Below are 18176 nucleotides of genomic sequence, written 5' to 3' on the forward strand. Positions count from 1 at the left end.
CCATCCCCGCAACTACCTCGCCTTTCTTGGCCTCGCTGCAGCACTGTGCTGTTACAAGCGACTGCTCCGCCTCACCACATAGGACACCGTCTTAGAGAGCGATCGCGGCCGTTCGAGCGACATACAACTGGAGATCGCCGAAGATGAGCCCCGGTGAGCTTCCGCTCATCTCCTGTATCGACCTTGCCGCCAAGCGGCACGATGACCTTATGACGCGTTCACGTCATTTCGGAATGGTTCATAGGCTAAGGTCGAAAAGCGATAAAATTTCGCGAATCGGCGGTCTGGTTTTCCGGGCCTGGGCTGCCGCTCGACCGGTGCGATTTTTGGGGAGCGGCACAGTGGCGAGGTCACGTGAGGAGCGCGGAGTCCCGCGCAGCGCTGGCGCACGGGGCAGGTTGCTGCCTGTCCTGCCTGCTCTGCTGCTGTTCATCGGTCTGGTCGTCGGCCTCTTCACACCTCGCGATGTCAGGCCGGATGCCTTCCTCGCCACCGCCATGGTTTCTGCAGCCGCGCTCCTGCCCCTGTGGGGGACCGTGCTCATCGGAGTGGGCGCGTGCGCCGTCTTTGTGAGCCTGACAGTGGACTTCGATGCGCTGCGGGACGCAACCGCCTACTCCGAGCTGGCCACCCTCGCGGCGATTGCAGCATTCTCCATCTTCTTCAACCGCCTGCTGGGCCGACGCGCCCATCAGCTGGTTCAGGTCCGGTCAGTGGCCGAGACCGCCCAGCTGGCCGTGCTGCAGCCGGTACCGCAGCACCTTGGGCACGTCACGCTCGAGACCCTCTACCTGGCCGCCGCGGCGGAAGCCCGGATCGGCGGCGACCTGTACGAGGCGATACGCACCCACCACGGCGTACGACTGCTCATCGGCGACGTACGCGGCAAGGGCCTGCTCGCGATCCAGGCGGCCGCGACGCTGCTCAGCGCCTTCCGCGAGGCCGCCCACGACGCGCCCGACCTGCCCCACCTCGCGCGCCGCCTGGAGACGAGCATGAGCCGTCGCGCCTCCCAGTACCCGGAGGTCCCGGGCTCGGAGATCGCTGAACGTTTCATCACCGCTCTCCTCGCCGAGATCCCGGACGATGAACCGATCGTTCGGACCGTCACCTGCGGCCACCCGCCACCGCTGCTGCTGCACCACGGCGAGGTCCGGGAACTGCAGCCCGCTGCCCCCTCGCCGCCGCTCAACCTCGGCATGCTGGTGAGCAACGGGTACCACGTCGATGTCGCCCCCTTCCATCCCGGGGACCAGCTCCTGCTGTATACCGACGGAGTCACTGAGACCCGCGACCGCTCCGGCGCCTTCTACCCCCTCCCCGAACGCATCCGCCCATGGAGCGGCGAGACACCCCACCAGCTCCTCGCCCATCTCCACCGCGACCTGATCGCTTACAGCGACGGCCGGCTCGACGACGACATCGCTGCCCTCATCGCTCAGCGGCGCCCGAGCCGGCACTGCACCTGAACTCGTGTCGTCGGCCCGGCCGCATGATCAGCGCATCCGGCAGCGGATGGCGTGGCGGGACAAGCTGCGGGAGCTGCTGCACGCCAACGACCTTCTGTCTCATGTCACGGACAACGCTGCGGCTGCCGAATATTTCGTCCGACCGGGTCAGGCGGCGTGCCGGTACTCGTGGATCACTCCGGCGAGCCGGTCTCGGCGGCGTATGTCCAGACAGGAGATGCGCCCCGGATCGATGATCGGTCCGGGGACCGCGCGCAGTGGTGCTGCCTCGTTCACCGCTTGATGGGGTCGGTGGGCGTCGTGGTGCACCTCGAACTGGCGGATGACGTGGCGCAGGTGGCGCTCGTTCCAGATGAGGGTGCGGTCCAGGAGTTCGTGGCGGCAGGTCTGAACCCAGCGCTCCATGATTGAGTTCATGCGCGGCATCCGCACTGCCGGTGAGCACAGTCTGGACGCCGGCGGCTGCCAGGATCTGGTCGAAGAACGCAGGGAACTTCAAGTCCCGGTCCCGGATCAGGTAAGTGACGGTGGCTGAGGCGTCTTCGAGGTCCATGACGAGGTTTCGTGCGGCCTGGCCTGGCTCACCCATTGCGCCATGGGGTGCGCCGTGGCGCCGAGGATCCGGATGCGGCGGGTGACGTGCTCGATGACCGCGAGGATGTACTGACTTCGGCCGGTCAGGGCGACGGTCTCGATGAAGTCGCAGGCCAGGACTGCGTCGACCTGGGAGTGCAGGAGGTCGGACCAGGTCGTGGCGGCCCGATTCGGCGCGGGGTCGATCCCCTCGGTCTTGAGGATCTCCCAGACGGTGGAGGCGGCGACCCTGATGCCGGGGGCGGCGAGTTCGCCGTGCACCCTGCGGTAGCCCAACGACGGGTTCTCCCGGACCAGGCGCAGGATCAGGATGCGGATCGAGCGAACGGTGGGCGGGCGGCCCGGCCTCTTCGGTCGGCAGGTGCGGGCGAGGCGCTGCTTGATCAGGTCACGGTGCCCTCGCAGCACGGTGTCGGGCTGGACCAGCAACCGGAGCCGAGGCAGAACCCGGCGCGGCAGCGGCACCAGCAGAGCGGCGAGGAAGGCTCGGTCTTCCGAGGCGAACTTCACCCGGTCCTCCCCGAACTGCCGCTCAAGAGCCATGATCTGGTGGCGCAGGCGAGAATCTCCGCGTCCTTGTCGCGGTCGCTCATCGGTAGCAGCCACAGCGCGCCGAACACGTTGGTGATGGTCAAGTAGGCGAGACGAAGCAACACGAGTGCTCATCCTGCCTCAGCACCGAACAAGCCTCTGAGCTGCATGGATGACATTCTCGGCAGACGCAACCCCACGCCGCCACCGGCCCGCACCGCGCCTGCCGACCTCGCCGAGATCGTCCGCCTCTACGGCCTGCGGCCCTGGACCGAGCAAAGCTACAAGCAGGTCGAGGACGAACTCGTCCGGGCCGATTTCCAGGTCCGCTCCGAGCGCGCCGTCCGCCATCACCAGACCCTGGTCAACTGTGCCTTCTCCTTCTGTCGGGACCAGTGGTTCTCTCCACCCGGCCCCTGGACACCACCGCGCCGGACCCGTGCCCCGACGAGGAGCCATGGTGCCGAAACTAACGAACTACCGATACCAAGCGGCCTCGGCTCCAAGCAATGTAGTGAGGGGGACTACCACATATTGAAGGGGTCCCCGGCTGCCTGCAGGTCCTGATAGCTGACGAAGCGGCATTCTCCCGTCACGCCGTGCACCGAGATGGCGGGAGCGCCGTACAGAAGGTACTTCTTATCCCCGGTCGTCAGGAATTTGACCGACTGATAACTGAAGAAGAAGAACTCTCCCTTCTGCGCCTTGTACCTGTCCTCCTGGAAAAGGGATGCCGGGTGATCCCAGCCCGCGCTCGCTTCCCGAAGGAAGTCCACCGCCAGCTGCTCCGCCTGCTCCATCGTGTACATCAGTTGGTCCTCATCAGCTTGAATGCCTTGAATGCCATGGGGTCGACGAGTCCGGTCTGTACGTCAAGGAAAAGAACCCGACCCTGCTGGTTCACGACATTGAACACGTGCCCGGGAAGATTCGGGATGCGAGACTCTCCAGCGACGATACCCCGCGCCCCATCTCCCGCGTTTCTTATGTGGTCGACCATGTCCCAGAACTTGGTGTCCCTGAAGCTTCGACCGTACACGCCCTCCAGACGATCGAGAGATTGCGCTCCTCCCATGTCCCCCGGGACGGCCTTTATTCCCTCACCTCCCAGATATCGGTCAAATGCTTCGCCCACGAAGGTGCAGTTTTGGAGCCCGCCTTCCGGGTTGAAGTACTTCGCCAGGTGAGCGAGGTTGGACGTCTCGTACGGCTTGGGCGGCAGCAGGGTCTTCTGCGGTGCGAGGCCGAGGGGGTCGCAGGTCACCGACGGCCGGTCTACGTAGGTGGCGGGGTTGGCCGCCGGGGCCAGGCCGAGCGGGTCCAGGCTGAGGTATCGGCCGACCTCGGGGTCGTAATACCGCAGATAATTGTAGTTCAGGCCCGTCTCGGGATCGAAATACTGCCCGGGAAAACGCAGCGGTGTGTAGGCATTGCTCTGCACCGACCACGACTGTTTTCCCCAGTTCGTGGCCTGGGACCGCCAGGCGATCTCTCCGGATTCGTCGATCAGTTCACAGGGAGATCCCGAGAGATCGGCCACGATGGCGAAGAACCGGGCGTCGATCTCTTCCTGCGGCGCCCCGGCCATGGTTCTGCGTTCGCTCTGCGCGACCGCTTCGGCACCGTCGAGATGCCAGGTCAGGGTCACCGAGTCAGCCAAGGAACCCCAGCTCGTCGTCTGTTCGCACAGCGAGACGCCGTCCCAGCTGAAGTCGACCTGCTCCAGGACGTCCGCACGGTTGTCGGCGACGCGCTGTTTGCTCACGCGCCGCCCGAGCGGGTCGTATTGGTAGCGCCACACCGTACCGTCCGGGGTGACGACCTGGGTGAGCCGGTCCTCGGCGTCCCAGCTGTAGCGCCAGGTGTCCGGTTTGCGGGAGAGTCGGGCCTTCTGGCGGAGTACCACACGTCCGGCGGCGTCGTGTTCGTAGCGGATCCGACCGGCGCGCACGATGTCGCCGCCCTGGTAGGCGCGATCGCCGCACCCCTCGTCGCCGAACTGCCGCGCGGGCCAGGCTGCCGACACCTGGTTGCCGAGCGCGTCGTAGGAGTAGGCCTCCCTCCATCCGTCGCCGTTGACCCGGGTAGTCCTGCCCGCGAGGTCCAGTTCGAACTGCCGAAGACCGTTCAGCTGGTCCTGGATCTTCGTCAGGCTGCCGTCGGCACGGTATTCGTAGGCGCGCGCCTGGACACGTCCGAGGGGGCCGTCCACCGCCTGGGATGCCAGCCGGCCCATGGTGTCGAAGGAGCGAGAGACGGTCAGGAACTCGGCGAACCGGCGGCTGACCTCGCGTCCGACCTGGTCGTACTCCAGCGTGATGCCACGGCCGTCAGCGAGAAGCCGGCGGGGGCGGCCCGTGGTGTCGAACTGCCAGACGGTCTCGGCTCCCGAGGGCGTCGTACGCCTGTCCAGTCTGCCGAACTCATCGTACCGGTAGGCCACTTCGCGGCCGTTCACGCGCTCGGAGACCAGGCGTCCGTGCCGGTCGCGCAGGAGGGTCAGGTGCGTGTGGGCGTTGTCCGCCTGGGCGATGGCGCCGGTGAAGTCGTAGGCGTACGTCGTCACCTCGCCGTCGGCGGTCTTGCGGACGATCTGTCCGAGTTCGTTATGCTCGAAGGTGACGACCTGCCCGAGTGCGTTCGTGCGGGAGATGAGCTCACCGGCCGCATTGTAGGAGTAGCGGGTGACCCGGCCGCCGAAGTCGGTTTCGCGGGCGGGCCGCCCGACCAGGTCGTACTCGTAGGTCCAGGTCTGCCCCTGGGGGTTGGTGACCGCGATCAGGCGGAGTTCGTTGTCGTACTGGAACTCGTACCGTGAGCCGTCGGGCTCGACACGCGCCGTCAGCAGGTCGAACTGGCCGTATTCGAAGCGGGTGACGCCGCCAATGGTGTTCGTGTGCGTGAGGCAGTTCCCCTCACCGTCGTAACTCCACGTCTCCTCGGTGCCGTCCGGGTTCAGCCGGCGCTTGAGCTGGCCTTCGACGGTCCATTCCATCCGACCCGTCGCCCCCAGCGGGTCGGTTATGGAAATGACCCGTCCGAGCGGGTCCCGCGCGTAGCGCATGACGCCGCCCTGGTGGTCACGCACCTCCACGGGCAGACCGGCGGCGTCGCAGCGTATGCGGGTCACCCGGCCGAGATGATCGCGGACTTCGGACAAGTGCCCGGACGCGTCGTAGGAGAAGAAGGTCGTGCCGACCGCCGAATCGGTCACCGAGGTCCGGTTCCCGCAGTCGTCGAACTCCTGGCGGACCGTGCTCCCGTCGGGACGCACCACCCGGGTGAGCAGGCCACGGTCGTCGTAGGAAAACGTGGTGGACCGGCCGTCCGGGCGGATGATCTGCGTCGGGTTGCCCAGGTCGTCGTACCGGTAGGACGTCGTACGGCCGACGGCGTCGGTCTCGGACAGCAGGCGGTTGAACCGGTCGCGGGTGAAGCGCCTGGTGTGCCCTGCCGGATCCACGATGGCGACGATCTGGTGCAGGTCGTTGACGAAATAGCGGCGTACGGCGCCTGCTCCGTTGACTGCTGTGGTGATGTGCAGGCCGGATTCCGGGTCCTTCTCGCTGTAGGACAGCCGCAGGCTCATGTGGCCATGTGTGCCGCCCTGTGCGATGCACCGGTTTCTGTCGTCGTAGGCGTACTCGTACGCATGCCCGTTGGTGTCCGTCCACGACGTGATGCGCAGCGCCACATCGTAGGTGAACCTGAGTGGCTTCCCGGACGAGTTGCGGACTTCGGCCAGGTTTCCGCTGGTATAGCCGTAACGGATCAGCGTGAGGTCGGATCCGTCATCGGCCCCGCCGACAAGGTGCAGGCCGGTGACCAGGCCCTCGGCGCTGTCGATGCGCAGGCGGTATCCGGCGCTGTGGGCAATGCCCGAGGGAACTCCCGCCTCGTCGTAGGCGAAGGTGATCCAGTTGCCGTTGCTGTCGTCGATCTGTACCAACTCGGCGAGTTCGTCGTTCCGGTCGGCGAAGTGCCACACCTGCCGGGTCTGCGGGTCGGTGACGGTGTAGCCGTCCGCCTCCCGGCTCAGCGGCCAGCGGGGGCCGTGGTGCGGCAGGACGGGAAGGCCGGGCGCCGGGTGCGGGTAGAACAGCCGCATCCCGTCCTCGTGGACGAAGACGACGCCGGCGGAGGTGATGTCCAGTCGTTGGTCTATGGTGCTCGTCCACGCGGGGCCGAACCAGCGCCCGTACGTGTGGCCCGACTCCACCCGGCGCTTGAACGCGAAGGGCAGCGCACCGGGAAGCGTCACGTCCGTTTGGGACAGGTACATCGTGCCCGTGGCGAGGTTGATCGGGTCCGTGCCAGCGGACTCCACATCACCCGGAGCGTGGCTCTCGGCCGCACCCGGGATCTCGGCGGCACCGTCCGCCGCAGCAGCCTCCGCGCCGTCGGCGCCGAGCATGCCGCCCTCGGCCACGTCCGCTGCGGCCCCGGCCCCGCCCGTCCCCGCGGCCAGCGCGGCCTGGGGAACCAGTTCGCCGAAGAAGTTGGCCGGGTCCGACGAGAACGACTTCCAGCCCGACTTCAGGGCACGGTCGGGATGCGTCGCCATGGAGACGACGCCGCCGAGCAGTTGCACCTTGTTCTGCAGGAAGGCGGCCGGATGCGTCAGGTTGTAGGGGTCCAGGGGGTCGAGGCTGCGGGTGAAGTTCACGATGCCCGCCGTGCCCTTGACGACGCCACCGAGGAAATGCGCCGCGTCGATGGAGTCGGATGCCAGGACGTCCATGCCGTCCAGCTTCAGCTGCTGGACGGCCGACGGCTCCTGCGGCGCATGCTGCAGCGCAGCCCTCAGCTTGGTCTCCGTCTCGCCGGCGATCTTGTTCCGCTGCCGCCGGGCGGCGTCGAGGATGCCCTGCGCCTCCTGCATCGCATGCTCGCCGGGGTCCTGCTCGGAAGGGCGTGGCCCGGGGTCGTCGCTGCCCTGTTCCACCTTGTGGTTGTACGAGTCGACCTGCTTGCGGTGCGCGTCGGAGGCGGACTTCCCCTGCTTGTAGAGGCGGATCGCTTCCCGCGCCTGCCCCTGGGCCCATTCGACGGTGTCGGCCAGGCCGTTCAGTGCCGCGGCCGCCTCCTGGCAGGCTGTTGCGGCCTGCAGCCACTTGGTGGGGTGCAGGGCGAACTTCTCGCGGAAGGTGTCCGCGGCCTTGCCCTGCCAGCCGTCCGAGTCGACAGCCTTCATGCCCACGCCGACCTCTTCGAAGGCCATGGCGAACACCAGCAGGTGCTTGGCCTTCTCACGGATCGTCGAGGGCTTGCCGTGGATCAGATCGGCCGGTTCGACATCGGGCCCCAACTGCCGTTCGGCGACGTGCGCACCGAGATAGGAGGCGACCCGATCTCCGCCGTGCCGCACCTCCTGGGCCACGCCGTGCGCGCCGACCTTGTCGAGCGCGTCGCCGGTGAGGTCGGCTCCCTCGTCAACCACCTCTCCCGTCACCCGCTTGGCGTGGTCGTAGAGGCTCTTGCCCCCGCTCAGGAGCTCGCCGCCCAACTTACCCAAGCCCGACATCAGTCCTGCCCCTCCTGCTTCAGGCCGAACTCCTCGTTCACCGCGGCGTTGTACTGGTCCTGGTCCATCCCGGTGAGACTCGGCGCCAGCTCCACGCCGGGAAGCTGCTCGGCGGTCGCCAGGTCACGTCCCATTCCCTTGAGCGTCTGTTCCGAGACGGCGAGACCGTCTCGGAAGGACTTCTCGCTGTAGTCCGGATGCAGCCAGCCGGGCTTGGCCAGTTGGCCCCAGCTCTCCTGGTCGATCTGCTGCTCGGAGGCGTAGGGGTTACCCGTCAGGGAGTTCAGACCGACCTTGAACGAATTCTTCACGGTCTGGTCCGTCTGGTACATCGTCCCCGCCGCGAGGCCGACCGCTGCCGCGAACGCGTTCCCCTCGTCGATCAGGGCTCTCACGCCCCATTCCCAGCGCTCGCAGAACGAGTGGAAGACGGCGCCGACAGTCTCGTCACCGATGGTCATACCGTCCATCTCCAGGTCGGTGAAACCGCGCCCCGTGCCCGACCGGCCCGCGTCGTTCACGAGCCCCAGCTTCCCCAACTCGCTGAGAGCCCTGTCGATCCCGTCGGCGATCAGGTCCAGTGCGATGACCCGCAGATCGGGAGTCCCACCCGCACTCGCCCCGCCGTCGAAACTGACCATCCTCTCCATTACCGCCCTGCCTCCCCGTCCGCACGATGGTCCGGCCCGCTCACCGCGACCGCCTCCGGCACCACTTGGGCCACCGGCGGCAGCACCAGTGCGTGTTCACCGTCGGCCGCGTTCACCAGCACGCCGCACGGCACACCCGACTCGGCCACCGCCGGTACGGCCGCATCGAGCAGAGCGGCGCCCCACACACCCCGGTACCGCCAGGCCACTCCGTCAGCTCCTCGGGCCACCGCGTACCGTGCCAACGCCCTCTCACCGGTGAACGCCAGGATCCAGCGCACTCCGCCCATGTCCACCGTCAAGGGGACTTCCTCGGCATCCGGGCCGGGCAACGTGCCGACCGGCACCAGCACCCGTGACCGCCGGAACTCGCCCAAGTCGGCAAGAAACCGGCGCCGGCGCGTCTGCGCGGCCTGCTCCTCAGGGACCGCCTCGACGCGAGGCGGGAGGGTCCCCCGGTCGGCAGGGGCGTCTACGTCCGTCGATGCGGTGGCAACCGAGGCCGCGGCGACACCGCCCTTCGGCTCCTCGGCACCGCTACGAATCACCGTTTGATCGGCGATGTCCGTCAAGCGCGATCGTGGCGGCGTCGGCACAACGCCCCTTGCGGCCACCTCGCCTGGATCGTCATGCCGCTCGGCCCGCCTCACGGCCTCAGTGTCGCGGCGAGCCCCCGACATCTCTCCTGGCTCGTCCACGATCAAGTCCCCGTCGCGGGCCACCTGTCAACCCCGTTCCATGATCAAACTCCAGCATGGTCGCAAGATGTGATCACCCGTTGCAACTATCTGCCCGCCAAGGACGGTCAAAGGAATACCCAAGCCCCAAGAGCGGATTCTCCAGGCGGGTGCTGCACACGGCCCCCGCTTGGCAATGCGGCACAGGAGCAGTCCCGGGCGACGATCCCGTCGTGACGCACCTGGAGCACGCACTTGATGAGGCACTCGATGAGCCCGCCGACGGCCGGATCGCCAGCACCGTCCCCATGGACCACGGGGAGGACTACTCCGCCGCACACGCCTTCCACGTGAAGATCAACAGTCACGAGGCTGGGCGTTCCGACCAGTTCAATCTGGAGTATGTGCTGCGCCGGGCCCGTGTCCAGCGGGCAGGCCGGCGCCTCGAGGCCCTGCGGCAGGGCACGGTCACCCTCTACCGTCACCGCCGGGCCGCGGCGCAGGACCTGCTCGCCTCCACCACCGTCTTGCGCTGGATCGAGGCGAATCTCTCCCTTGGCTCCCGCCGGTTCTGCCTGCTGGAGGGCGAGTGGTATGAAATGGGTGCGGCCAGGTGATCATGAACGGCCCCAGCTACCGGCCGAACAAGCGGCCCAAGAACCCCACCGACACCAGCCGCAAGCCTTCAACGACCAGTTAAAGCCCGTGCCTCAGTCCCTTGGCAGATAGGCATCCTGAGACCGCGGATCCCATATGACCAGGCGGTATTCCGCAGCGAGCTCCTCGACCGCCTTGAGTGCGGCGTCGCTCCTGGAGGAGAAGCTCAGGTTCATGATCACATGGTCGATACCGACCGCCAGCGGCGTCGACATCCACGGCGAGTCCTCGGGAAAGGGCCGGTGGTCCGGAAAGCGCGAGCGCAACCGTTCATAGAACGCGACCACCCGCTCGTCCAGCTCCCCCTCGGCGTGACTGCCGGAGGTGCACCGCTCGAACATCGCACGCGCCGCCGCGGCATCAGCCGACGCGTCCATCGCGAGAACCGCAAGATCGAAGCTCACCAGCGTGTCCTTGGCGACGCGCAGGCCCAACACCCCGGCCAGACGGGCACCCGAACGGCCGGCCAGCGCGAGAGCGATCGGGGTCAACTGCTCACGCACTAGCGGTGTGTAGCGGGCATGCCGACTCGTCGGCCCCGCGATCTGCTCGGCGAACGGCACGGCCCGGCACGCCGCGTTCTGGCACTTGAACCGCCGCACCAGCAGCGCGATCACCACATTGACGCCACCGGCCGCGGTATCCGCAAGCCGTTGCATGTACCGGCCATGCACCCGCAGCGACGCACTACCGCAATGTGGACAGTCCGCACCCGCCGAGCGGGCCCGCGCATGCATCGTGACCATCCCAGCCGCAGTCCACTCGACTAACCACCACGACACCAGCCAGATGAGGGAACAACGTCTCCAAACTCCGCGAAGAACACGCGAGCCATGATCACAGCCGTCACTGACACCGGCAGCGTGAGCGCAGCCTTGGACCTGCGCGCCGCGCAGGTCCCAACAGGGCGGCCAGCACTGCGGGTTCGGCCCCATTCGTGCGGCATCATGGCCAGCCAGCGATGGCGTACCGGCTTGGCGGGAAGATCGCTGGGTATAGTGCAGGCGTTTCGGGGAACCGGCGACCCGGAGTCGGTCGACCTCACGCGCCACCTCGTGTTCATCGACATCGGGGGCCCTGGCGGAGCCCCGATGACCACATCGCTGAGGAGGCCGTCCCATGGAACCCGCCACGCTGATCACCGGTGGCTCGACCGGAATCGGCGCCGCCACCGCCCGCGCCCTGCTCAAGCAGGGCCACCGCGTGGCCGTCACCGGACGTGACGCGGACAAGCTGGCCGCCTTCGCCTCTTCGGCCGGAGCGGCCGAGCGGCTGCTGACGATCACCGGCGACACCAGCGACGCGCACGACGTCGCCTCCGCCGTGCGCCGCGTGGTGGAGGCGTGGGGCCGACTGGACAACGTCATCGCCAACGCCGGTTTCTCACTGCCCGGCAACCTGGAGAGCCACGCCCCCGAGGACATGCGCGCCATGGTCCTCACCAACGTCCTGGGCCCGGCGCTGCTGGTGCGGGAGACCCTGCCACACCTGCGGGAGTCCAAGGGCCGGATCGTGATCATCGGTTCGGTCGCCGGGGTGCGCAACACGCCTGGCAACCTGTACGCGGTCACCAAGTGGGCCGCCCACGCACTGGCCGAAAACACCCGGCTGCTGGTCGGCAAGGACGGGGTCGGCGTGACGGTCGTCGCCCCCGGGGTGGTGGACACCCCGTTCTGGGACGAGCGCGGCGGCACCCCCGAGGCGGCGCCGGTGATGACCGCCGAGCAGGTCGCGGACACGATCGTCTTCGCCGTCAATCAGCCCGCGGGTGTGGACATCAACCACATCACCATGCGGCCGACCGGACAGGCCGGCTGACGCCGCGCTCCCAACGACCGTACGACAAGGCGCCTTCGGCCCCGCCGGGTACCACGCGGTGCAGGCCGAAGGCGGGTGATCACGCCCTTCAGCACCAGGGGCAGGGAGGTCACTACGCACAGCCGGGCGAGGTCCTCCCGGGTGATCGAGGCGTCGAACTGCTCCCTGGATTGCCGGGCGATGGCCGGCTCCCCGTCCCGGCTGCCTTGCGAGGCGGCCATCATGCCGTGCGTCACGTTGACCGCCCGGATGCCCGGGGCACCGCGAATCCGTTGTTGGCCTCCCGCCGGACAGAACGCCATCCTGGGCGCGTCGACGGTGAGGACCAGCGCTCGGAAACCGGCGGCCTCGGCCCGGCGGATCAGGTCACGGCGCTTGAGCCAATACAACTGCATCCACAGCGGGCCGGCGGCCGCGGCGGCGATGTCCACTGACACCTACCGCGTCACAAGATCAGCGCCAGAGCCCGTAATTCCCCAGGTCGTCGGTCGTTGCGTTGCATGATGTGGAGCAAGTCCGCTGGCTCGTGGCTGGGCCATCGTGCCGCTGCTGCCGCCGGCTCTTCGACGAGGGACGGGACATTAGTGGACGTTAAGTCGGTTTCTGGTAGCGGCCTCGTCCGGGTTGGGTGAGGAAGCCTTGTCGGACGAGGCGTCCCAGGCGGCTGCGCGTGACGTTGACGGTTGCCTCGTCGGTGGGCATGCCGAGGAGTTCGTGCAGCTCGCAGGCTCGGAATGCCCGGCCGGGGTGCTGCTTGAAGGCGTTCACGATGGCCTGGTAGGCGGTGTTCGTCTCGGGCGGATCGGGCTCGGTCCCGGGCGGGATGCGTTCGGCGATGATCTTCCGGGTGGTGGCCAGGTCTGCGAGTCGTGCTTCGGTCTCGGCCAGAGCGGCGGTCAAGTGGTCGATCTGGTTGCGTAGTTCGTCGGCCCTCGCCGTGGGTTTGTCGTGCTGGTCCTGGAGGTCTGCCAGGAGCTCGCTGATGTTCACGCGGCCAGCCCGAGGGTCTCGCGCCAGGTGGGGGCGGGTGTGGTGAAACGGCGGGCCATGTTGGCGATGGAAGCCCGGTAGACGCGCGAGGCGGAGGTGTCGGGGCGGTGGTCGTACTCGCGGGCCAGGCGGCGGTGCAGCATCAACGTGCCGTTGACCTGCTCCACGATCCACCTCTTCGGTTGCGCAACGAAGCCTTTGCCCTGGTCTGCGGGGTTGCGGCGGACGACCTCGACGTCGATGTCCAGCAGGGCGCCGTGGATGAGAACCTCGTCCTTGAAGCCCTGGTCCACCAGGGCCTTCTCCAGACGCATCCCGCACCGCTCGGCCGCCTGATCGAGCAGGGCAGTGCCGGCTGCGTTGTCATGGGCGGAGGCGGCCGGCACCACGACACCGATGATCAGCCCCAGAACATCGACGGCCAGTCCCCGCTTGCGCCCCGACACCTTCTTGTTGGCGTCCAGTCCCGTCGTGGTCTTCGGGACACCCGCGGCCGCGCGGACGGACTGGGTGTCGATGATCACCAGGGACGGGTCCTCTCATCGCCGGGCTCTCTCCCGCACCTGGCAGCGCAGGAGTTCGGAGATCCGCTGGTCGAGCCCGTCCTGACGCCACAGGCCGAAGTAGTAGAACACCGCCGACCAGGACGGCAGATCATGCGGGAGGTAGCGCCACTGGCAGCCCGTCCGGTTCTGGTAGAAGATCGCGTTCACGACCTCCCGCAGATCGCAGGACCCGGGATCTCCGGTCGCTGACCGCGCCACCCTCTCAAAGCGGCACGGCAAGCGGATGGGCACGCCCCGTTTCAAGTCGAAGCGGAAGGCGCGTCTGGCCTGCCGGTTCACGACCGGCACGATCCGCGTGGACGCCGACGGCCGGCACGTGACACTGCCGAGGCTGGCCACCATCCGCACCCACGAGCCCACGATGAAGCTCCTCACACGCGTGAAGGCCGGGACGGCCCGGATCCTGTCCGCGACCGTGCGGCACGAGCGCGGACGCTGGTTCGTCGCCTTCCAGACCGAGGTCAAGCGCGACCTCCAACCTGTGGCGCGGCCGGACGTGGCGGTCGGCATCGACCTCGGCGTGAAGGCCCTGGCGGTCATGGCCGACTCCGCGGGTGAGATCCGCACCGTCACCAACCCCCGACACTACGACCGGGCACGCAAGCAGCTGTGCCGCGCCTCCCGCATCGTCTCCCGCCGCCAGGGCCCCGACCTACGGACCGGGCAGAAGCCGTCGAAGCGGTGGGAGAAGGCCAACGCCGCCCGCAACCGCGTGCGAACCTCCGTGCCGACGGCCTGCACAAGCTCACCACGAGCGTTGCAGCCCAGTACGCCACGGTCGTGGTCGAGGACCTGAACATCGCCGGGATGCTCCGCAACCGGCGCCTCGCCCGCCAGATCGCCGATGCCGGATTCGGAGAGATCCGACGCCAACTCACCTACAAGACCCGCCAGCGCCACGCCACCCGCCTCGTGGCCGCGGACCGCTGGTACCCCTCCTCGAAGACCTGTTCCGGCTGCGGCGCGGTGAAAGCCAAGCTGCCGCTGCACGTCCGGACCTACGAATGCGATACATGCGGCCTGGTCATCGACCGGGACGACAACGCCGCACTCAACCTCGCCGCTCTCGCGGCAGCATGCATCACTGGTACCGGAGTGGCCGGAGACCAGGACACCACCCAGGTGGTCTCGAAGCCTCGTGGAGCCGACCAGAAGACCCGCGCCACCCGCACCCGCCGCAAGGCGGACGCGGGGCGGGCAGGTGGCGCAACACTGCCGCACCCGCGGCAGGAAGAAGCGAGAGACCGTACTCACGCCGAAGCCCTCACCCTTTGGTGACGAGACGGAACTTCCAGGCAGAAAAGCCTGGAATGCTGAGGGTCGCTGAGGCTCTGAGCAACGGCTTTCCCCTCGAACCCACCGCGGGAGAGACGACGGATCCGGGAGCGTGGGTACTGTTCGCGGCGGGTCCCGCCCGGCCGCCACACCATGCCGTGCCGTGCCAGGGGCGGGATGTCGACCGAGCTCCCGCATCCGACGCCCCGCCGGGAGATGTACGAAGCGTCGCCCGGGACGGGCGGGCGCTGCTGTCGGGGAACCGGGCGGCCACACCGGCTACCCTGCCGCTGGGCGTAACACGCCACCTCGCCCGTAGTTGACCTGGTAGGTCGGCGAAGTGCACCGCGAGACCCCGGGACGTTTTGACCCTCGGGGCCTTCGCCTTACCTTCCAGGATCGGACGGCGTCCGTGTCCTCGGCGTCTCAGAAGAGCTGGGAGCATCCCGAAGAGTGGGTGCGGTGAAGGGTTCCGCCCATGGCTCCACTACGACCCGTGCACCCTCCACAGCGCGGCCCGCGGCTGGCACCCTTATGGCCGCCGCCGATTGCAGCGCAGCCGTTCCAACTCGACTGTCATGGACGCCGTTGACGGCGGGCATTCCCGCCGGTTACCCGTGCTTGTCCGGTTCGGCGTCGGCGAAGGCGCGGTATCCGCCGAGATCTCGGGCTGGGCGAGGACGTCGCCGCGGTGTACGACTCGGACCGGACCCGGGGCCATCATCGGATGCTGATCCGCCGGCGTAGCGAGGTCGTGTCGGCCATTCAGCAAGACCGCCGTGGTCATCACCGCGAAGTCCGCCGGGCGCAAGGTCTTCGGCTTCGCCACCGCAGGCGTCCGTCTCGCTTGACCTCTTGCGCGTCAGTCCGGCAGCCAGTGCAGCTCGTGCGCCAGGGTTGTGGCGACGGTACGGATGCGGCGGTGTAGCGGCGACTGCTCGCGTGGGAGGACCAGGTGGATCGTCAGGCTGGGGGCGCCCCGCAGCGGTCGCCAGGTGAGACCGGCCGGTTGTGCCGTGACCGCAGCTTCTCCGGCCGGGGCGAGGGTGAGCCCGTCGCGCAGGTCGCGCTGAGACATGTCGAAAGAGACTGCGGGCGTGTGGAATCGGGGGTGTGGTCGGGTGTCTCGGAACAGTGCGGACAGCTGATCGTGGATCACGGGGTTGGCCGCACGGTCCGGGAGTCGCAGCGGATACGCGGCCGCGTCGGCGATCTCGATCTCCGGGTGTTCGGCCAGCGGATGGTGCTGCGCCAACTGGACCCCGACGCGCTCATGCCGCAGCAGGAACCGGCGCACGCCACGGCCCGGCTGTTCACCGCGGGTGATCCCGGCATCGATGCGGCCGTCGGCGACCGCGGGGGAGATCTCCGGTGTCGCCATCGGGACCGCGCCGACCTCGAGTCCGCTGTTGCCGCGAATCAGCTTGTCCACCAGGGCCGGTGCCGTCTCGGCCCCGGCGCTGAGGCTGTATCCGATGCGCAGCGTGCCCAGTTCACCGGCCGCCGCGCTCCGGGCGGTGTCCCATGCCCGGTCCAGCGCCGCCAGCGCGGGCGGCGCGGATTCCGCCAAAGCCGCACCGGCCGTGGTCAATACGACGCTACGCGTGTTGCGGACCAGCAGGCTCGTACCGAGTTCCGCCTCCAATCGGCGCATCCGGGCGCTGAGTGCGGGCTGTGCGATACCGATCCGTGCGGCTGCGCGGGTGAAGTTCAACTCCTGCGCCAGCACCAGAAAGTACCGCAGGCTCACCGTATCCGGCGCCACGTGCCCTCCTTGCCTATTGATAACGATCCGTTCTGAGTCTATCCCGTACCGGTCTTTCCCTCGACCGCACGTCAAGCCCTAGCCTGCGCATATGGCGATTCAACTGACCGCAGTACCCGTCGCCGGGATCGATCGATCTGAGTGTCAATTCGAAGTCGGACGTGTCCGGCCGAACACAGGAGGTTTCCATGGCTAAGGGCTACTGGGTGAGTGTCTACCCCGCCATTTCCGACCCTGAGAGGCTGACTGCCTACGAGAAGCTGGCCGGTCCGGCTGTCCGGGCTGAGGGCGGGCGCCTCCTGTCCCGTGGCGGTCGAGTCGTCGCCCACGAGGCCGGAATCACGCAACGCGTCGTTCTGATCGATTTCGACAGCTTTGAACAGGCCGTCGCGGCATACGAGAGCGAGGCATACCAGAAGGCGCTGGTGGCCCTCCCCGACGGCTTTGAGCGCGACTTCCGCATCATCGAAGGCATCGACTGACCGGCGGGCCCAGCCATCGCTGAGCATCCGTCACCTGATACGCACACGGTGCTGAACGACGACTCACGAGACGAGTTCGAAGCCGTGCCCCGCGTCCCAGTTCGTCGTCGACGTCCTCGACGGCTTGATCCCTGTCGGGCGGATCGAAGAAGCGACGCGACGTCCGGGCCAGCTGGACTGTCTCGCTGACCTCGTCGACGAAACAGTCCTGGCCGCCGCGGCGTCGCTTCAGCCGTCCAACCGTGATCACCACAGTCGCGGCGGCTCCGCGCAGCATGCGGGCACCGCCGACGCGGTACTCGCCGGCACCATCTCCTGCCAATGCGAGCACAGGCGCTTCTGGTTCCAGCACGGTCAAGGGAACCAACGAGTCAGCAGTCACCCGAACATCCTCCCGGACCGCTGCTGCCGCGCAGACTCGGGCTCGCTCTCGAACAAACGTCCCAGCCCCGCCCATCGGCGACGGGCGGGCTGGGCTTGGGGCAGGCCGGAGACTCGCGTCTCAGCTCGGGCGGGGCCGGTTGATCGCGATCGGCACCTTGAGCCAGGGGTACTGGATCTGCTCCAGGGGCCACGGCAGGTCGCGAAGGAACACGCCGTCGCCCGGATGAGTAGCGACGCTGACACGGGCGGGCCCGTCGGCGTCGGTGACGAGTTCGCCCTGCCGCTGGAGGAACAGCGCCTGGAAGTCCTCCCTGCTCCCCCGGTGGCCCAGCTGGCTGATGATCGGATCGAGCCAGGCGTTGACCTTCGCCTTCTGCTCATCGGTCGGCTGGTCGATCACCACCTCTTCGTCCTCCGAGAGCCCGCACAGCACCTTGAGGAAGCCGAGACGCCAGTTGCCCACCTCGTCGTTGCCCCAGACCGCGTAATCGAGCAGCACCACCAGCTGAGCCTTCTCCTTGCTCTCCAGGCTGGTGGCGCCCTGCTCCCGGAACTTGTCGGGCCAGAACTGCGCGGCCGGACGGGGGACCATTGGCCAGAGCACAACGAATCCAGCAGCTGATGCAGGCACGGGGCTCACGCCCCGCACGGAACTCCATGCCCGGTGGTCGGTCTTCTTCGATCACCTGCAGATTCCCTGGGCGTATGAACCGGTCACCCTCTGCGACGCTGAGGGCGCACCCCGGACGCCGGCGTTCTGGCTGCCCCAGCAGCGGATCTGGTTCGACGCCGAG

The 18176-nt window shown here is 67.9% G+C and carries 19 protein-coding genes and 1 pseudogene; 6 read left to right on the forward strand and 14 right to left on the reverse strand.

Going from position 1 to position 18176, the window contains the following annotated elements:
- The first annotated feature begins 398 nt into the window (after positions 1-398).
- Positions 399-1469: a PP2C family protein-serine/threonine phosphatase gene (locus tag ACFYOH_RS28275; RefSeq protein WP_388631020.1), complete on the forward strand. Its 1071-nt coding sequence runs from the start codon at positions 399-401 to the stop codon at positions 1467-1469.
- A 147-nt stretch (positions 1470-1616) separates the two neighbouring features.
- Here ACFYOH_RS28275 and ACFYOH_RS28280 read toward each other — a convergent pair whose 3' ends face one another.
- The 7 genes from ACFYOH_RS28280 to ACFYOH_RS28310 form a co-directional block, all read right to left on the reverse strand.
- On the reverse strand, positions 1617-1886 hold the full coding sequence (locus ACFYOH_RS28280; protein ID WP_388631023.1) for an integrase core domain-containing protein: 270 nt from the start codon (positions 1884-1886) through the stop codon (positions 1617-1619).
- A 96-nt stretch (positions 1887-1982) separates the two neighbouring features.
- Positions 1983-2573 (reverse strand): helix-turn-helix domain-containing protein, encoded by a 591-nt coding sequence (locus ACFYOH_RS28285; protein ID WP_388631026.1) that lies wholly within the window; start codon positions 2571-2573, stop codon positions 1983-1985.
- Positions 2570-2719: a hypothetical protein gene (locus ACFYOH_RS28290; RefSeq protein WP_388631029.1), complete on the reverse strand. Its 150-nt coding sequence runs from the start codon at positions 2717-2719 to the stop codon at positions 2570-2572. The genes ACFYOH_RS28285 and ACFYOH_RS28290 overlap by 4 nt, the downstream gene beginning before the upstream one ends.
- 399 nt (positions 2720-3118) lie before the next feature.
- Positions 3119-3403, reverse strand: a complete 285-nt coding sequence (locus tag ACFYOH_RS28295) for a hypothetical protein (RefSeq protein ID WP_388631032.1) — start codon at positions 3401-3403, stop codon at positions 3119-3121.
- Entirely contained in the window at positions 3403-8118 is a 4716-nt protein-coding gene (locus ACFYOH_RS28300) for a putative T7SS-secreted protein (protein ID WP_388631035.1), read from the reverse strand. Before ACFYOH_RS28300 ends, ACFYOH_RS28295 begins: the two co-directional genes overlap by 1 nt.
- A complete protein-coding gene (locus ACFYOH_RS28305) occupies positions 8118-8768 on the reverse strand; it encodes a hypothetical protein (protein WP_388631037.1) in 651 nt (216 codons plus the stop codon). Before ACFYOH_RS28305 ends, ACFYOH_RS28300 begins: the two co-directional genes overlap by 1 nt.
- Positions 8768-9316: a hypothetical protein gene (locus tag ACFYOH_RS28310; protein ID WP_388631040.1), complete on the reverse strand. Its 549-nt coding sequence runs from the start codon at positions 9314-9316 to the stop codon at positions 8768-8770. Before ACFYOH_RS28310 ends, ACFYOH_RS28305 begins: the two co-directional genes overlap by 1 nt.
- A 362-nt stretch (positions 9317-9678) precedes the next feature.
- Here ACFYOH_RS28310 and ACFYOH_RS28315 point away from each other — a divergent pair, with 362 nt between their 5' ends.
- A complete protein-coding gene (locus ACFYOH_RS28315) occupies positions 9679-10062 on the forward strand; it encodes a TIGR04141 family sporadically distributed protein (protein ID WP_388631043.1) in 384 nt (127 codons plus the stop codon).
- A 93-nt stretch (positions 10063-10155) separates the two neighbouring features.
- Here ACFYOH_RS28315 and ACFYOH_RS28320 read toward each other — a convergent pair whose 3' ends face one another.
- Positions 10156-11223 (reverse strand): transposase family protein, encoded by a 1068-nt coding sequence (locus tag ACFYOH_RS28320; RefSeq protein ID WP_388631693.1) that lies wholly within the window; start codon positions 11221-11223, stop codon positions 10156-10158.
- Between ACFYOH_RS28320 and ACFYOH_RS28325 the strand changes: the two genes are divergently transcribed.
- Complete coding sequence (locus ACFYOH_RS28325) at positions 11222-11920, forward strand: SDR family oxidoreductase (RefSeq protein ID WP_388631046.1); 699 nt, start codon at positions 11222-11224, stop codon at positions 11918-11920. The two genes, ACFYOH_RS28320 and ACFYOH_RS28325, sit on opposite strands and share 2 nt — an antisense overlap.
- Here the strand turns inward: ACFYOH_RS28325 and ACFYOH_RS28330 are convergent.
- From ACFYOH_RS28330 to ACFYOH_RS28340, 3 genes and pseudogenes are all read right to left on the reverse strand, one after another.
- On the reverse strand, positions 11860-12351 hold the full coding sequence (locus ACFYOH_RS28330) for an alpha-hydroxy-acid oxidizing protein (protein WP_388631049.1): 492 nt from the start codon (positions 12349-12351) through the stop codon (positions 11860-11862). The two genes, ACFYOH_RS28325 and ACFYOH_RS28330, sit on opposite strands and share 61 nt — an antisense overlap.
- A 160-nt stretch (positions 12352-12511) precedes the next feature.
- Positions 12512-12910, reverse strand: a complete 399-nt coding sequence (locus ACFYOH_RS28335; RefSeq protein WP_388631052.1) for a hypothetical protein — start codon at positions 12908-12910, stop codon at positions 12512-12514.
- Positions 12907-13719 (reverse strand): annotated as a pseudogene (locus tag ACFYOH_RS28340) (IS5 family transposase). Before ACFYOH_RS28340 ends, ACFYOH_RS28335 begins: the two are co-directional and overlap by 4 nt.
- Here ACFYOH_RS28340 and ACFYOH_RS28345 point away from each other — a divergent pair.
- Both ACFYOH_RS28345 and ACFYOH_RS28350 read left to right on the forward strand, forming a co-directional pair.
- Positions 13700-14272: a transposase gene (locus tag ACFYOH_RS28345; RefSeq protein WP_388631055.1), complete on the forward strand. Its 573-nt coding sequence runs from the start codon at positions 13700-13702 to the stop codon at positions 14270-14272. The pseudogene ACFYOH_RS28340 and the gene ACFYOH_RS28345 overlap by 20 nt on opposite strands.
- On the forward strand, positions 14158-14754 hold the full coding sequence (locus ACFYOH_RS28350; protein WP_388631058.1) for an RNA-guided endonuclease TnpB family protein: 597 nt from the start codon (positions 14158-14160) through the stop codon (positions 14752-14754). Before ACFYOH_RS28345 ends, ACFYOH_RS28350 begins: the two co-directional genes overlap by 115 nt.
- An 859-nt stretch (positions 14755-15613) precedes the next feature.
- Here ACFYOH_RS28350 and ACFYOH_RS28355 read toward each other — a convergent pair.
- On the reverse strand, positions 15614-16516 hold the full coding sequence (locus ACFYOH_RS28355) for a LysR family transcriptional regulator (RefSeq protein WP_388631061.1): 903 nt from the start codon (positions 16514-16516) through the stop codon (positions 15614-15616).
- A gap of 188 nt (positions 16517-16704) precedes the next feature.
- Between ACFYOH_RS28355 and ACFYOH_RS28360 the strand changes: the two genes are divergently transcribed.
- Complete coding sequence (locus ACFYOH_RS28360; protein WP_388631064.1) at positions 16705-16998, forward strand: DUF1330 domain-containing protein; 294 nt, start codon at positions 16705-16707, stop codon at positions 16996-16998.
- Here the strand turns inward: ACFYOH_RS28360 and ACFYOH_RS28365 are convergent.
- The gene (locus ACFYOH_RS28365) at positions 16979-17380 is read right to left on the reverse strand and encodes a hypothetical protein (RefSeq protein ID WP_388631066.1); all 402 of its coding nucleotides are present in this window, start codon (positions 17378-17380) and stop codon (positions 16979-16981) included. The genes ACFYOH_RS28360 and ACFYOH_RS28365 overlap by 20 nt on opposite strands.
- Positions 17381-17500: 120 nt before the next feature.
- Positions 17501-18031 (reverse strand): contractile injection system tape measure protein, encoded by a 531-nt coding sequence (locus ACFYOH_RS28370; protein WP_388631069.1) that lies wholly within the window; start codon positions 18029-18031, stop codon positions 17501-17503.
- Positions 18032-18176 lie beyond the last annotated feature (145 nt).

The sequence above is a fragment of the Streptomyces sp. NPDC007856 genome, assembly GCF_042868225.1.
Classification (GTDB): Bacteria; Actinomycetota; Actinomycetes; order Streptomycetales; family Streptomycetaceae; genus Streptomyces.

Excerpts from the sequence above, each read along its gene's own strand:
- ACFYOH_RS28320 (WP_388631693.1), bottom strand. The coding sequence starts at position 11,223 with ATGGGACGGCCTCCTCAGCGATGTGGTCATCGGGGCTCCGCCAGGGCC.
- ACFYOH_RS28300 (WP_388631035.1), bottom strand. The coding sequence starts at position 8,118 with ATGTCGGGCTTGGGTAAGTTGGGCGGCGAGCTCCTGAGCGGGGGCAAG.
- ACFYOH_RS28360 (WP_388631064.1), top strand. The coding sequence starts at position 16,705 with ATGGCTAAGGGCTACTGGGTGAGTGTCTACCCCGCCATTTCCGACCCT.
- ACFYOH_RS28295 (WP_388631032.1), bottom strand. The coding sequence starts at position 3,403 with ATGTACACGATGGAGCAGGCGGAGCAGCTGGCGGTGGACTTCCTTCGG.
- ACFYOH_RS28305 (WP_388631037.1), bottom strand. The coding sequence starts at position 8,768 with ATGGAGAGGATGGTCAGTTTCGACGGCGGGGCGAGTGCGGGTGGGACT.
- ACFYOH_RS28280 (WP_388631023.1), bottom strand. The coding sequence starts at position 1,886 with ATGAACTCAATCATGGAGCGCTGGGTTCAGACCTGCCGCCACGAACTC.
- ACFYOH_RS28345 (WP_388631055.1), top strand. The coding sequence starts at position 13,700 with ATGGGCACGCCCCGTTTCAAGTCGAAGCGGAAGGCGCGTCTGGCCTGC.
- ACFYOH_RS28325 (WP_388631046.1), top strand. The coding sequence starts at position 11,222 with ATGGAACCCGCCACGCTGATCACCGGTGGCTCGACCGGAATCGGCGCC.